Origin of the sequence: Pseudomonas sp. B21-032, from assembly GCF_024748965.1 — a bacterium.
GTDB lineage: Bacteria > Pseudomonadota > Gammaproteobacteria > Pseudomonadales > Pseudomonadaceae > Aquipseudomonas.
Genome location: NZ_CP087180.1, coordinates 3273947 through 3287742, shown reverse-complemented (window position 1 = coordinate 3287742; position 13796 = coordinate 3273947). Strand labels below are relative to the sequence as shown.

10 protein-coding genes and 1 pseudogene are annotated in these 13796 nt (G+C 58.6%); 1 reads left to right on the top strand and 10 read right to left on the bottom strand.

Annotated elements, in window-relative coordinates; translation table 11 throughout:
- Positions 1 to 46 precede the first annotated feature (46 nt).
- The 10 genes and pseudogenes from LOY54_RS15135 to LOY54_RS15090 all read right to left on the bottom strand — a co-directional run bounded on the left by LOY54_RS15135 (position 47) and on the right by LOY54_RS15090 (position 12248).
- Positions 47 to 1273 (bottom strand): MFS transporter, encoded by a 1227-nt coding sequence (locus tag LOY54_RS15135; RefSeq protein WP_258606950.1) that lies wholly within the window; start codon positions 1271 to 1273, stop codon positions 47 to 49.
- 791 nt (positions 1274 to 2064) lie between these two features.
- Positions 2065 to 2526 (bottom strand): type II toxin-antitoxin system YhaV family toxin, encoded by a 462-nt coding sequence (locus LOY54_RS15130; RefSeq protein ID WP_092250107.1) that lies wholly within the window; start codon positions 2524 to 2526, stop codon positions 2065 to 2067.
- Entirely contained in the window at positions 2526 to 2843 is a 318-nt protein-coding gene (locus tag LOY54_RS15125; protein WP_092250104.1) for a type II toxin-antitoxin system PrlF family antitoxin, read from the bottom strand. The genes LOY54_RS15130 and LOY54_RS15125 overlap by 1 nt, the downstream gene beginning before the upstream one ends.
- A 167-nt stretch (positions 2844 to 3010) precedes the next feature.
- Positions 3011 to 4177: a Wadjet anti-phage system protein JetD domain-containing protein gene (locus LOY54_RS15120; RefSeq protein ID WP_092250101.1), complete on the bottom strand. Its 1167-nt coding sequence runs from the start codon at positions 4175 to 4177 to the stop codon at positions 3011 to 3013.
- Positions 4174 to 7620 carry an SbcC/MukB-like Walker B domain-containing protein gene (locus LOY54_RS15115; RefSeq protein WP_258606947.1) on the bottom strand — a complete coding sequence of 1149 codons (3447 nt, stop codon included), beginning with the start codon at positions 7618 to 7620 and terminating at the stop codon, positions 4174 to 4176. The genes LOY54_RS15120 and LOY54_RS15115 overlap by 4 nt, the downstream gene beginning before the upstream one ends.
- Positions 7617 to 8294, bottom strand: coding sequence for a DUF4194 domain-containing protein (locus LOY54_RS15110; RefSeq protein ID WP_092250095.1), 678 nt, complete (start codon positions 8292 to 8294; stop codon positions 7617 to 7619). The genes LOY54_RS15115 and LOY54_RS15110 overlap by 4 nt, the downstream gene beginning before the upstream one ends.
- A 2-nt stretch (positions 8295 to 8296) precedes the next feature.
- Positions 8297 to 9784 (bottom strand): Wadjet anti-phage system protein JetA family protein, encoded by a 1488-nt coding sequence (locus LOY54_RS15105; protein WP_258606944.1) that lies wholly within the window; start codon positions 9782 to 9784, stop codon positions 8297 to 8299.
- Positions 9766 to 10602, bottom strand: a complete 837-nt coding sequence (locus LOY54_RS15100) for a YafY family protein (RefSeq protein ID WP_201215488.1) — start codon at positions 10600 to 10602, stop codon at positions 9766 to 9768. The genes LOY54_RS15105 and LOY54_RS15100 overlap by 19 nt, the downstream gene beginning before the upstream one ends.
- Positions 10603 to 10806: 204 nt before the next feature.
- Positions 10807 to 10998 (bottom strand): annotated as a pseudogene (locus LOY54_RS15095) (transposase); the annotation flags it as partial.
- 335 nt (positions 10999 to 11333) lie between these two features.
- On the bottom strand, positions 11334 to 12248 hold the full coding sequence (locus LOY54_RS15090) for a LysR family transcriptional regulator (protein WP_093382064.1): 915 nt from the start codon (positions 12246 to 12248) through the stop codon (positions 11334 to 11336).
- A 199-nt stretch (positions 12249 to 12447) separates the two neighbouring features.
- Here LOY54_RS15090 and LOY54_RS15085 point away from each other — a divergent pair, with 199 nt between their 5' ends.
- Positions 12448 to 13473: a zinc-dependent alcohol dehydrogenase family protein gene (locus tag LOY54_RS15085; RefSeq protein ID WP_045198168.1), complete on the top strand. Its 1026-nt coding sequence runs from the start codon at positions 12448 to 12450 to the stop codon at positions 13471 to 13473.
- The last annotated feature ends 323 nt before the right edge of the window (positions 13474 to 13796 follow it).

Sequence of the window (13796 nt, the reverse complement as noted above, 5' to 3'; positions counted from 1 at the left end):
ATTCAGTACAGAAGGTCTAGCTATTGGCCACGGGTCTGTCCAGCGGCTAGGCGGGTTGGGCTGCCAGGCGATTGCTGACGTTACGCCCCAGCACCAGCACCGTGACGAAACCGCAGCCCACCAGGGCCGTGGCCAGGCTCAGCAGCACCGAGCTGCCCAGCTGGTCGACGATCTGCCCGCCGAAGAACGAGCCCAATGCGATGATCACCTGGAACATGGCGACAAACAGGGGCATGCCGCGTTCGACATCCTTGGGTGCGACCACAAACATCCAGATGCTGGCACAGGCCGGGAAGGCGCCGAAGGCGAAGCCCCAGAGCGCGATCAGCAGCGCTGCGCCGGTCATGCCGGTGGCGAAGCAGGGGAACAGCGCGGTGCTGATGGCGATCATCAGGGCGACCAGCATCAGGGTGTGACGCACGCTGCGGTTGGCGGCGAAACCGGCAAAGATATTGCCCGCCACCCCGGCCACGCCATACAGCAGCAACAGTGAGCCAATGGTCGGCCCATCGAAGCCGGCACTCTGTTTGAAGAACGGTGCGACGTAGGTGTAGGCGGCAAAATGCGCCAGGCCAATCAGCAATACCGCAATCAAGCCAACCCGGGCTTGTGGATTGATAAACAGGGCCGGCAGGTCACTGATGCGAATGGCCTTGTCGGGATTGAGCCGCGGCAGCAGGAAGACCTGCGCCAGCAGCACCGGCACGCCCACCAGCGCAGTGACCAGGAAGGTCATGCGCCAGCCCATCAAGCCACTCAGCCAGGTGCCGACGGGCACGCCCAGCACGGTGGCCAGGGTCACACCGACCATGATGATCGAAGTCGCCTGGGCCACGCCCACGCCCTTGGGCGCCAGGCGGCCGCTGAGGGCAATGGCCGTCGCCCAGAAACCGCCGATACTCACGCCCAGCAGAACGCGGCCGAACAGCAGCAGACTGAAGTCGCTGGCGTAGGCCACCACAGCGTTGGCGATGATCATGATCAGCGTCAGGCCGATCAGCAGATAACGCCGGTCCAGCGCGCCAATGCCCACCGACAGCAAGGGTGCGGCGAGGGCGGCCATTATACCGGGCAGGGTAACCATCAGCCCGGCCTGGCCGGCACTGATGCCCAGGTCGCTGGCGACATCGTTGAGCACGCCCACCGGCAGAAACTCACTGGTTACCAGGGCGAAGGCACCCACGGCGACCGAGAGAATCGCCAGCCACTGCTGCTTGACGCTCTGTTGATTATGTTCGGGAAGGCCGTGACGGCCTTGGCTTGCGCTTGGCATGGTGCGGGGTTCCAAGGGGGGATATCGCCTGGGGCAGGCGAGGGGACCGGGGAAAATCTGCAGGCGATTATAGGGGGTGGTTGTGGCAAGCAGACAGGTGGGGTACTCGATAGTAATCATTAGTGTGATTGATGAGGGCGTTGTTCAGGCAAGGCTTGGCCTTGTACTCACTCGGGTTGCGAGTGCGTTGAACAGCTGGCGCAGGTTCTGAAGTGCTTTCAGAGGCTGTCCGGATCGCCAAAAAACATTTTGACTAGGCTCTAGGACGGTGTTTTCAGGAAGAAAAAAGTCAAATGTGCCCCCATTATTGCCCCCAACCGCACTGGCTATGTGAGCGATCGCGAATGGCGATTCCTGACAAATTCCAGCATGGCTCCGGGTGGCTTTCAGTGTACGCCCAAACTGGGGTAGGGAAGTGGAACGCCCAGACGTTCTCCCTCGTTGACCTGGAAACCAAAGCTGGTTATGCGCAGCCCAGTTCTTGTTCGGCCCCGCTAACGCAAAGTGGCCGGTGCGGTTTCGACATGTGTCGGGTAGTCAGGCGCAGCTAGCGGGCGGTCGAGTGCGAGCGCCCGCGTGCCTAGGTACCGCTTATGCCGATGTCGGCCTTGGCTCTGCGGTTACATCAGGGACGTCTAGTGCCTTAGTGTCGATGCGGCAGAATAGGAACTCGCCTTTGTTCTGATCGAATACAGAAATAGCAGCTAACGGAACAGCTGTGATCAGAACACCGGTAAGTACATCGGCGACCGCATGATTGAAAAGATTCATCCCTCACCCAGTCGCGCAACTTATGCTTTGGGCTCGTCCCAGTCGCTACGCGTCGCAGCAGTCAGCGCATCCCAGTCATCAGGAGGGTTGCCGCGGCCCAGCATCTTCTCGAATACGGCGTAGGGATCTGATTTGCTGCCTGCGGACCGTAGGGTATTTTCGTCGTTGACCCATGCATAGACGATGACCTTGGACCTTGAGTCGTAGCGAAAGAACAGCCGAAAGCGCCTGCCGATTTTTGCTCGGCGCCAATGTCTGTAGGCGGTGCCCAGCGTGTTGCCTTGGCGGAACTCATCACGGCCTGGGTCGGCAGGTACAGCCTCCATGATCAGATGGCTCAATGCCCGAAACAGCTTGACGTTGGCGTTGCTCTCAAAACCTTGCGGATCGTTCTGTTCAGCTCGGGCGGCGGCTTCGTGCAATTTGCGTAGCTGTAAAGTCACACCTTCATGGAACAACAGGGTCCAGCCATTTCGCAGCATCAGATCGCGACCTCACCATCGATATCTTCGTCCAGGTTTACGGAGTGCTTTGCGTTGGCGAGCATGGTTTGCGCCAAGTCTTCTGGCAGAGTGGTGAGGTTGCGGCCGCCTCGGATATCAGCCTCCAGCAAACCCAGGAACGCACCGATGGCAGGGTCTTCGTGGGTGGTTTCTACGCGGCTGACCACGATTTCACCCCCGCGTACGTCGAATGCAATTTTGCCACCAGTGTCAATGCCCAAAAGCTGGCGAACGGATTTGGGCAGTGTGACCTGTCCCTTCGAGGTTAGCGTTGCGATTTCGTGGATGGCAGGCATGGGCGTTCTCCCGGATGTATTGATTGAATAGTAAGGAAAAATCCTTACATGGTCAATCTTGGCTTTCTGCTGATCAAGCATAGGCGGGGAGGACGCTCAATAGCGCCGCAGGATGAGTTACACCACTTCCAGGGAAATGATACGTTTCTCGGGATTGCGTACAGCCCCTAAAGCGCTTCCTGTTCGACAATAAACCCTGCCTCGAACAATTCCTTACCCAGGCTTGCCCAGCCCGCTAATTCTGCGAAATGCTTCATCCGGGTCAGTGTCCGTTTCGAGGCTGGCTTTCTCATGCTCACAGGGACGTGGTCTGGGGTCATGGCATAAGGCATGAGCGCATGACCGGCGGCCGCTGATGTCTTGGCCAGAACAGAGGCGATGCGAAAGCCGCCTTCGTCGACATCCCCCCAGTGATGAACGGGCGTTCCTGGCGCAATGCCCGACAACAATCGTTGATACATAGCCCGCCACGCCGGGGATGGCATGCCAGCTGTGTAGATTAGTAAAGTGGGACGACTAGGATGACGCTTGGCCTCAGAATGGAACGTAGTTAGGTTTTCGATGGTAAGCACGCTTTCTACTGGCCCTGAGATCGACTGAATGGCAGTCGCAGGCAAACCTGTATACGGCTCGTCGAGCATGGCCGTCACCCGAGTCCTGACGATGGCCACGTTGCCGGCCAGCAGTACAGGTTGCTCCTCCTTGAACAGGCCAAGCTCCTGCCAGACCTCTGCGGGTGTTCTCGCCGCCGCTTCAATCGACCCTTGCAGCAGAACATCCAGTTGGACTGTCAGTTGCTCGATCCTTTTGCTGTTGCGAAGCAGGCGGGCGCTCATTTCGCGCACGGGCGATAGTGTAACGTCCTGCATCTGCAAGCACTGGTCGATTACGGTGATGGCCTCGATCCAGTTGCTTGCGTCTGTCGGTCCGTAACTACGCACATTGGCCATGCGCGACCACCGCTCGATGACTTCCTCCAGCACGTCATACCGCGCCAGATGAGGTGCAAGCAGCTCTCTGGCATCGGCCATGATCTCTTGATGCGTTGTCTGCTTCAAAAAACGGGCGAGTACGGAGGTATCGATCAGCTCAATCCGCTCGATGAGCCCGTCCTCAGGATTGAGTTTGTCGCGCAAGAAGTTGATAGCGCCGGCATCACGTGCGGCGAGGAAGATTTCCTCGCACTCACGTTTCTGATGCCAGTTTCTCAGCGACCCATAAGGCTTGAGTTTGGCAGCAGTCAGCGCGGGGGCATGCTGACGCACTCCCGCCTCTGATTTGTTACCCATTTTTAGCAGTTTCAGAAGAAGCTCCTGGGCGATCTGTTCTGTCATAGCGCCGCCCCGTCAGGAGAGATCTGAGGGCCGTTTGACTTCGCCTTCATCGACAGCATCTCTTCTTCGATCAGCTCTGGATGAAACTCCCAGAGATCCTCACGGAATTGATCCCGCATCGCCTGGGTAACATCCACTCGATCAACCTGTACCGCGTGGCGCACGGCGTCCTTCTGAATCTCGAAGTAGTTGTCGAGAAATGCGTTGAGGATCCCGAGATTTTCTCCAGGGCTTGCAAGCAGGACCTGCAGGCCAAGCTCCTGCAGATACTTCATCGTGGCCACAATGTTGGAGGTGTCCATTTTGTCGAATGCTTCATCCAGCATAATCAGGCGTAAGCCGTCATTGGCACCATGGTCCATGCGGTACGCGGACCACAGGCCAGCACCGGCGATGACGTACAGCGGAGCACGATGCTCGCCTCCTGAGCCCGAGCCAATCCGCTTGCTCAGATGGCCAATGGTCTTTTCGGTGCCGTCCGGTGCGACCTGCTCGATGCGAATATCGAATTCGTAGAATTCACGATAGTCATCCAGTGGGCTTTTCTCGCCTGCATTGCCAGCAGTGGCCTTTTCCTTGAGTAACTCTTCAAACTCAGGCGGAATGGTGCCAGCCTCACCAAACAGCCCGCCGTCTACGCCGTAGTCAGCGACTTTTTTGATGAAATCGAGCAGAGTTTTGTACTGTGGCCGGGTCTTGTACATGAACTGGTAGCGCTCCCCATTGGTAAACAGTGGAGTACTGCTCAAGGCTGCGTTGAGCCGTTCGAAGGTCTGTCGAAGAAACACAACGTTGGTGTTGAGCGCGATGGCCACGTCCCGCCGAAACGTTTCCTGAGAGGCTTGATACGCATCTTGGGCCTGCGCTTTGTATTCGGGAAGCTCGGTGACTTCGAGCTTTTGTACATAGCTGTCGATCCAGGCCTTGGCGATCCGCCAGTCCTCTAGATCCTGTTGAGTCAGGGACTCTCGGTGTTCCTGAAGGTAGGCCCACAATTGGGTTTGCGCGCTGGTTGCCAGTTTGGTTCCGGCCTGCTCGTCTTGCTGGGACTCTCGGTTGCAATGGGCAACCATCGCCTGTGGCGATTCGAAACGCTCGATCAGTCGGCTCCATTCGGTAGACACGAAACCGGCGTCATAGTCGACCTGCTCACGGCATTGCTGCTTGAGCAGAACGCATTGCTCATAATGAAGCTTGCTGCTGGTATGAGCGGCTACCAGCCCGGGAATAAGTGATTCGCTTCTCGCGGCGGCTGTAGAGGCTGCTCGCTCCTTCAGCTTGAGCTGATTCACGTCACGCTGAAGTGTCGCTATACGTTCGCAGATCTCGAGGTATTCCGCGTCTGCGATGTTGGCCACCCGCTGGTCAGCAAGCTCACTCTGGCGAACGGCTTGTTCGTACGCCGTCATCCGGCTAACGAGCAGGCGGCTGGCAAGCTCGCTGCCGAAACCGTTGGTAAGGTCCAGCGTGTCTTTGACAGCGCTCAGTTGCTCCCGTGTCTGCTTGAGCTTGAGCGTAGCAGATGCCAAGTCGGCCTTGATTCGTTCGGTCTGGCTTCGCGTCCCCGCGCCGATCCGCAGTCTGTCATCATCGAGTTTGAGCCGTTCAAAGTCCCGCGGGCTGACATACATGCCGTCCACGGTCAGAGTTCTTTCACCCTTGAGCGCATCGCCGGTTTTCTCGGCGCGCTTCAGGTTGCCGAGCTGACCGCGCAGATAAGCGACGGCGATGGGATTGGTGCCCTCGATCAATTCTGCGGCCAGACCGTTCAGATTCATAGGGGCCACTTTGACTTGGTTGCTGCGAACGATCTTGACACCGAAGGCCGTTCGGCGCCCCTTCAAGCCGCGGTAGATCGCAAACGCCTGCTCTTCCTGATCTTCAGGCAGCAACAAGGCTTCGGTGTTCTTGCCCAGGTAGGCTTCGATTGCCGGTTGCCAACGTACATCGGTGATCTTCACCAGATCGCACACCGGGGTCGGATGGAGCCCATCATCCCGCAGCTCTTCCAACAGAATCTGGGCATAGTTGCTCAGCGGTGCCCGTCCTTCTTCGGCCCGTTTGAGTGAGCCTTCCAGAATGCGCACCTGATCTGCGAAATCGGACGCCTGATCCGAAAGGTCCTGATGGACGGTCTCCAGCTGTGCCCTGATCTCTTGCCCTAATACTGCCATGGCGTCCAGCGGCGCTCGTAGGGTCTCTACGCTGGCCAAGCCCGGAGTGGCGACCAACAAGCGCAGGCGCGCCGCAAGTGATCGAGCCTGCTCTTGCAGCGCTGTCAGATAAGGCGACTGGGCAACACCCTCCAGTGCGCTGCTGACCTTTTGAAAGTCTCCATTAAATACTTCTGTCTCTCTGGCCAGCTGCTGTTGAGCATTTTGCTGATCCAGCTGGGCGTCTGCATTTTCCTTGTGCGCGGCATGCAGTTGCTGACGCGTGCTCAGGTGACTGAGTTCGCCCTCCGAGGCAGCCAGCGAATCGCTCATGTGCTGGCTGGCAGTATTGAGCTGTTGAGTCGTTCTTCTGGCCTGTTCAAGAACTTCCTCGGCGGTTTCGCAAGCGAGTTGAGCCTCCTCCTCCTGAGCAATGGCTGCCAGGCCACGCCATGAGACTGCACGGCGTAGCTTGGTCTGTGCCTCGAGGTAGCGGCCGGCGACCTTCTTGCCCTGAGCGATTTTCTTTTCAACGTTTTCGATGAGCAGATTGAGGTGTTTGAAGGTGTCGACAATGGCCTTGAACTTCTTGATGTTCGTCGGCTTTCTCTCCAGCACATCGTTGCGGACGATGTGATCGACAGACTTGTCGAACTTCATCCTCAGCGCGAAGCGGAACGCCCGGATGAAGGCATCGTAGGAGGGTTGCCCATTCCTGCCCCTCAACGCGAACAGGACCTGCTTGGTAAAGCTAGACGGGTCATCGTAGAACGGGTTTTCCCCGAGAATCTTCGCGCGCTCCATCAAGCGGGTGCGAAAACTCTTCCAGGGCAGGGGGGTCAGGTCACCTTCAATGGATTGCAGGTGGTCGGCCATGGCCAGTTCAATGCCGTTGACCACATAGCGACCCACCACCGTCGCGTCCTCACTGTCGAGTGAGGCTTCAATGCAGATGCCGGTCGTGGTCGGCTCGTTCGTTTCGGTGTTTCTCCAGGTTAGAGTGATGTAGGTCGTGGCGTTAGGGCGTGCGCACTGGGTGATTTCGTCGCCGTACTGCCCCAGGCAATAGGAGCGAAGCGACCGCGACATCTTGACCCCCGATGAGTCGGCTTGGGCGTTGAAGGCCATGTGATTCTTGTTCGCCCCGAACATCGCAATCTGGACCGCATCCAACGCCGAACTTTTACCGCTGCCGTTGGGACCGAAGATGCCGCTGGTTTCTCCTACAGGGAATTCTTCGCTTTCGTACAATAGAAACTGGACCAGCTTGATGCTTTCAAGGCGCTTCATGGGATGTCGTCCGGGCTAGGCTGTTGGGCATCGCTGTCTTCTGCAGGCGGCAGTTCGACGTCGCGGTCCTTGGCTCCCCACAGGGCAAGCTGCTGCAGAGCGGCTTCGCCGAGGATGACCCGTATGGCGGGGCGGATCGCGATGCCACCATCGTCGGATTCGATGTTCAGTCCTGACAGATGGGTGTCGCCGGCCTCCAGCCGACGAACGATGCCCCACCGTCTGGCCGTGCGGATCAGGGTTTCAAGCTCACCTTTGGGCGGCAGCTCCCGGTTGGTCATCAGGCGGTATTTTTCCTGCAGCTCGATGAAGTCGCAGATGATTTCCCCACTGTCGTCCGACACCTGGCCCGCGCGCATGCCATCCTCATAGAGCCCGCGTAATACCAGGGCGAACATCGTCTGCGGGATCGTTGCTGTCGTGAGGCTGGGGTGTTGGGGAAGGGCATAGGCGTACAGCAACTGACGATCCACACCGATGGTCACTCCCAGCGGTGCCAGAGCCTTGGCGATATGGCGTTCGTACTGGTCGATGATGGAGTAGATCTTTCGCCCTTTTAGGTCTGAGTGATAGATCACTTGATCCGTGACCAAACGATAGGTGGCCGCAGCAAAATCGTCTTCTTCGTAGTATCCATTCGAATTGCTCGCCAGATCTTGCCAGTGGCTGTTCATGGCTATTCCCTTTTGTGGTCGGATTTTGTTTTGCGCAGACGGATTTGAAATGACTGCGCGATGAGGAAGGGGTGCTCGCTCGTACCGTCTTCGTCGCACACCACATCGAAGCCCGGGATCTGCTTTCGGGCCTGTATTCCGGAGGTGGCGATTTTTGATTTGAGAGCCGTCGCCAGACTGTTGAAGCTTTGGTAGGCGCGCAGGTTTTCAATGCTGTCGACGGGCAAGTCCTGGCTTTTGACCTTGTCGTGTTCACCTAACGCTGCCTTGGCATAGTCGCGTAGTTTTGCCGGAGTAATGCGCCTGCGCTCCTGAGCGCGTCGGACTAGATTGCCCACGGCCCGGGTGTGTTCCGACAACACAGCCTTTCGTAGGGGCGCCGGAGGTAGGCGCTGAATTTCCTTGCGCGGTTGTGCAAGCCTGGCAGCGCTCATCAGCGCATCTGGTGCGAACACCTGCGGCAAGGCGTCCATGGCACCTTCAAACCCGCCTTCCAGTCCGCTGCCCAGCAGCCCGTCGATGGCTTGGCGCAGCAGATCGTCAATGGGACGGATCGTTTGAAGTCGATACTGCAAAACGATCAGTGCGCATTTGTTTGCGCTGCGGACCTCATCGTCTAGGCGCTCAAGATACTCCTCGACGCGATTCAGTTCCTCCAGGCGTCGCAGGTCGCGGCCAAAAGCCGCAGCGGCTCTTGCCTCGTCTCCGTCGGCCAGTCGAGTGATGTACCAATTCATCAGCTTGGCCCGGTGTTCGGGGATCGTGGCGAGCTTCTCGACCGCCTGCAAAATATGCGGGCGTTTGGCCAAGGGGTGTTCTTGGGTGCGCAGCTCCTTGTAGTCGCCGATGAACATGTTGACGACGTAGTCCTGAAAGAAGCGGCGAGCGTAGTCTGCGGTGGTCTCCTGAGTGGAAATCGAGGCCATCAGGTCGCGTACATTGGTCCCGGTGGTCCTGATGTAGATGAGCAGATTCCGGCATTGCTCTGCTGCCTCGCGAAACAGGTCCCCGCCCCCTTCGCCCTGTATTACTTTGGTGATCAGCGCATCGATGGAGTGGATTTTTCCGGAGACGAAGACCGGGTCCTTGTCCGCGTAATCGATGAGCAACGTGAGCATCTGGTTCACGGGCGGCGCCATCGAAATGGTTTGAGCGAGCCCATGCTTCTCGGTGCGGAACCAGCCGGCCTGTACTAAGCGGCGGAAGTAGTTCGACGCCCGCTGGTCCACGCTAAGCCCTGGATCATCGCCGTCCTCCAGATGCCAATCGGGCGCGTACCGGATATGGTCTTCGACATCCTGTAAAAGGTCCCGCGGGGCAAAGCCGCGGCTCGGTGGTAACGGTGCATCTGGGCCAAAACGGCGTCGGTACAGGTAACACAGGAGCGACCAGTACTGAAGCCGGTTGGTAGAGGCGAGCGGGCTGAACAATCGATCAGGTATGCGCTCGAACAGCTTCGCGCCAGCGCCTCCTACACTGTGAACATCCATTGTCGTAGATCCTCCATGTTCTCGACAGCCAACTGAAACTCCGGAGGGAGCTGTTTCGACGTATCCGTTGCTGCGCGCAGGTCCTGTATGAAGTACGAGACCATCGCTGCACGACAGCGCTCTACCCGCGCCGCCGTACCTGAAAAGTATTCGAACCGGATCATCTCCTGCTGCGCCTGACTCAATCTAGGATGGGCGATCAGCCGAACCTGAAGTTGTGTGTTCCAGGGGTGGTCATCGTCCGCTGACCGTGCGGCAGGGGTGGCCAGCAGCTTTGGGGAGTCAATGCGTCCCAGCGCGAAATCGCGAAACTCCTGGCGGGTCGAACAAAACGCACGCACGTGCCACCGACGGCCGGCTCGCACGATGCTGTGAGGCGAGATCTCGCGCCGATGGGGTCTAGGGTTGCTCATCGAGCGGTAGTTGATTTGGATGCACCGGGAGAGCTCGATGGCTTCGCTGATCTGGGCAAACACACGCGGCACAGGTGTGGAAATGTCGGGAAACGCATTCCATATCGTTTGCTGGCTGGACGACTCGTTCTGGGTATGGGAAATCCCTACCAATGACAGATAACGATCCAGCGATGAAGAGGTGTCGATCTTTGTGCGGTAAGCCGCTGGAGTGGCCCGATAGCTTCGGGCGACGGAGTCCCACTCCATCCAGTTGGGGTGTTCGCTATGAAATTCACTCATGATCTGACTGACGCGAGTGACCTTCATTCCTAACAGTTCACGCAGGCGTGCGTTGCCGAGTCGACCGCCCCACAACAGCAGGGTCTTGAGGAGTTCGGAACGCTGGATTGGCTCGTTGATCATGAGGATTCACTGGCTCGGAGTAATGGTCGCCAACCATGGCGTACATCGAATATAGCTTACGAAAAATGTAGCTTACAAAAAATGTAAAATTATTTTTTACAGGACATTGCATTGTGAATGCTTGGCTGTAATGGCTCAGGCGGCAGGACGGGGGCTTCAGTGCAGACGAAAACGTCGGCACTAGGCACTGTACGAAAAGAGATGTCATAAGCACCGCCGGCGGCAGGCCAATGTGATCATGGCCTCATAACTTGTTGTGAGCTTGCAGTAACGCGTGGCCAGCCGGCGGTGCTCTTTCAGCCAGCCAAATAGACGCTCGATGACATCCCGCTCCCGGTACTTGGGCTTGTCGAATACCCGCGGTAGGCCTGGCTTCGGCTTGCGTTTCATGACTCGGTAATCTCTGGCCGTTGGTCAGCGCCGATAATCCTCCGCGCCAGTCTGCTGGGGCAGCCTGGTTTTCAAAGGTGGTGAGCTTAAGCGGCGGTCTTACTCTCGGGAGCACTCTGGAAAGCGAAAAATCACCGCGAAGACAGTTTTGTCACCCAAGATGAACAGCGTGGTCGGCAGATTACCGAAAGCGCTGAGCATTTTCGGTTGGGGCATCCTTTTCAAACCATCCAAAGCATGCCCTCAAATATGCCCCAAATTTAGCAATTAGCTGGAAGTAAATGGCTATTCGAGGCTAGAAAAACGCAGAAATGATCAGCTAACAAGCATCCGCGAAGCCCCTAAAGACTGTCAGGGTCGCCGAAGAACATCTGAATCCGCGACCGCAACCACCGCTCCCCCGGATCATTGTCCTGCGACCCGCGCCAGGCCATGTGCAGCTCGAAGGTCTGCACCTCGAGCGGCGGGTCTTCGGCGCGCAGGCCGCCGGCGGCGGTCAGCACTTCGGCGGTGTAGTCGGGGACGGTGGCGATGATGTCGGTGCCGGTCAGCAGGCTGCCCAGGCCGTTGAATTGCGGTACGGCAAGGACTACGTGGCGCTTGCGCCCGACCTTTTCCAGGGTTTCGTCCATGAACCCGCCCAGATCGCCGGCAAACGACACCAGGGCGTGGGGGCGGGCGCAGAAGTCGTCCAGGCTCAGGCTGCCGGGCATGCTGTCGGCACGCAGGACCTTGGGCTTGCTGCGCCGCAGCACCTTGCGCTTGGCGTTGGCCGGCAGGTCGTTGGTCCAGCTCACGCCGACCGAGATTTCCCCCGAGGCCAGTAGCGCCGGCATCAGCAGGTAGTTGACCCGGCGCACCACCAGGACGATACCCGGGGCTTCGGCGCGTACGCGCTTGAGCAGTTGCGGCAGCAGGGCGAATTCGGCATCGTCCGACAGGCCGATGCGAAACACCGCGGTGCTGGTCGCCGGGTCAAAATCCGCTGCGCGGCTGACTGCGGTGGAGATCGAGTCCAGCGCCGGCGACAGCAGGGCGAAGATCTCCACCGCCCGCGCCGAGGGTTCCATGCTGCGCCCGGTGCGCACGAACAACGGGTCGTCGAACAGGTTGCGCAGGCGCGACAGGGCGGCGCTGATGGCCGGCTGGCCGAGGAAGAGTTTTTCCGCCGCGCGGGTCACGCTACGCTCGTGCATCAGGGTCTCGAAGACGATCAGCAGGTTCAGGTCGACGCGGCGCAAGTCGTTACGGTTCATCGGCTCGGCTTCACAAGGCGGATGGGGCAGGGGTGAATCTTACGGGTAAAGGCTGCTACCCTGCACCGCATAATTTGATGGACGCTGCATTACCATCAATCAATGACAAGCATGTTGACTATTAATGGCCACTGATGGTCTAACCGTCAAAGCCCGGATAGAGTTCAGGGCATTAGAGGTTCAATTGGCGAGGTTTGCGATGTCCCGCATGATCCGTTTCCACAAGTTCGGCCCGGCCGAGGTGCTCAAGATCGAAGAGCAGGCCCCGGCGCAACCGGCGGCTGGCGAGGTGCAGATTCGCGTTGAAGCGATCGGCATCAGCTGGTACGACGTGCTCTGGCGGCAGAACCTGGCGCCGTCCCAGGCGCGCCTGCCTGCCGGTATCGGACACGAGATGGCGGGTGTGGTTACAGCCGTGGGCGAAGGTGTCGATGACCTGGCCATTGGCGACAAGGTTGCCAGCTTTCCGGCCAGCAGTGCCAACGAGCACCCGGTGTACGGCGAAGTCATCGTCATGCCGCGCAATGCCCTGACCCGTTACCCCGAGATTCTCTCGCCGGTCGAGGCCAGCGTGCACTACACGCCGCTGCTGATCGCCTACTTTGCCTTCGTCGACCTGGCGCGGGCCAAGGCCGGGCAAACCGCGCTGATTACCGACGCCAGCCACTGCGCCGGCCCGGCCTTCGTGCAACTGGGCAAGGCCCTGGGCCTTAAGGTGTTTGCCGCGACCAAAGAGGCCGAGCAGCGCGACTACCTGATCAAGCTCGGTGCCGACAAGGTGATCGTCACCGAAGAGCAGGACCTGCTCATGCAGATCAACAAGTACACCGACAACCGCGGTGTCGACATGGTCCTCGACGGCCTTGGCGGGCCGCAGATGGCCTTGCTCGGTGATGCCCTGGCACCGCGTGGCAGCCTGGTGCTGTATGGCCTGCAAGGCGGCAACCAGACGCCGTTCCCGGCCTGTGCGGCGTTCCAGAAGAACATCCAGTTCTTCGTGCATTGCATCGGCAACTTCACCGGCAAGCCGGAGCTGGGCATCAGCCAGGACCAGGTGGCGCTGCAGCGCGCCCTGCGCGATATCAACCAGTTCACCGCCGACAAGCTGCTGACGCCGCTGATCATCAAGACCTACCCGTTCGAGAAGGTGGTCGAGGCGCACCGCTACATGGACGAATGCCCTTGCGGTGGCCGGCTGGTGCTGGACTTGTCGCAGGCGGAGTAAACGCAGCACGACTGTCCATCACGGCAAAAGCCCGAGCATTGACTCGGGCTTTTTTGTGGGTATTTCCCAGGGTTGTTTAGGATGTTTCCGAGGTAACTTTGCCTGCTGACGCTTGCCTGCTTGCGCTATGTTTGTGCAATAGGAAAAAGCACAGGCAGCCTGTCTGATTATCGGTATTGTCGAAGATGATTCTGAATGGTTTTTTTACCGTGATCTGTATCTTTTATTCGCGGGGCAACGCCCGATAATAGTTCTTCAATAGTCGTCTCACGGAGCGAGGCATGATGGGTCGTAAGCCAGGGGTTAAAGGCGCTGTGCTGCCG

Excerpts from the sequence above, each read along its gene's own strand:
- LOY54_RS15135 (WP_258606950.1), bottom strand. The coding sequence starts at position 1,273 with ATGCCAAGCGCAAGCCAAGGCCGTCACGGCCTTCCCGAACATAATCAA.
- LOY54_RS15130 (WP_092250107.1), bottom strand. The coding sequence starts at position 2,526 with ATGCTGCGAAATGGCTGGACCCTGTTGTTCCATGAAGGTGTGACTTTA.
- LOY54_RS15125 (WP_092250104.1), bottom strand. The coding sequence starts at position 2,843 with ATGCCTGCCATCCACGAAATCGCAACGCTAACCTCGAAGGGACAGGTC.
- LOY54_RS15120 (WP_092250101.1), bottom strand. The coding sequence starts at position 4,177 with ATGACAGAACAGATCGCCCAGGAGCTTCTTCTGAAACTGCTAAAAATG.
- LOY54_RS15115 (WP_258606947.1), bottom strand. The coding sequence starts at position 7,620 with ATGAAGCGCCTTGAAAGCATCAAGCTGGTCCAGTTTCTATTGTACGAA.
- LOY54_RS15110 (WP_092250095.1), bottom strand. The coding sequence starts at position 8,294 with ATGAACAGCCACTGGCAAGATCTGGCGAGCAATTCGAATGGATACTAC.
- LOY54_RS15105 (WP_258606944.1), bottom strand. The coding sequence starts at position 9,784 with ATGGATGTTCACAGTGTAGGAGGCGCTGGCGCGAAGCTGTTCGAGCGC.
- LOY54_RS15100 (WP_201215488.1), bottom strand. The coding sequence starts at position 10,602 with ATGATCAACGAGCCAATCCAGCGTTCCGAACTCCTCAAGACCCTGCTG.
- LOY54_RS15090 (WP_093382064.1), bottom strand. The coding sequence starts at position 12,248 with ATGAACCGTAACGACTTGCGCCGCGTCGACCTGAACCTGCTGATCGTC.
- LOY54_RS15085 (WP_045198168.1), top strand. The coding sequence starts at position 12,448 with ATGTCCCGCATGATCCGTTTCCACAAGTTCGGCCCGGCCGAGGTGCTC.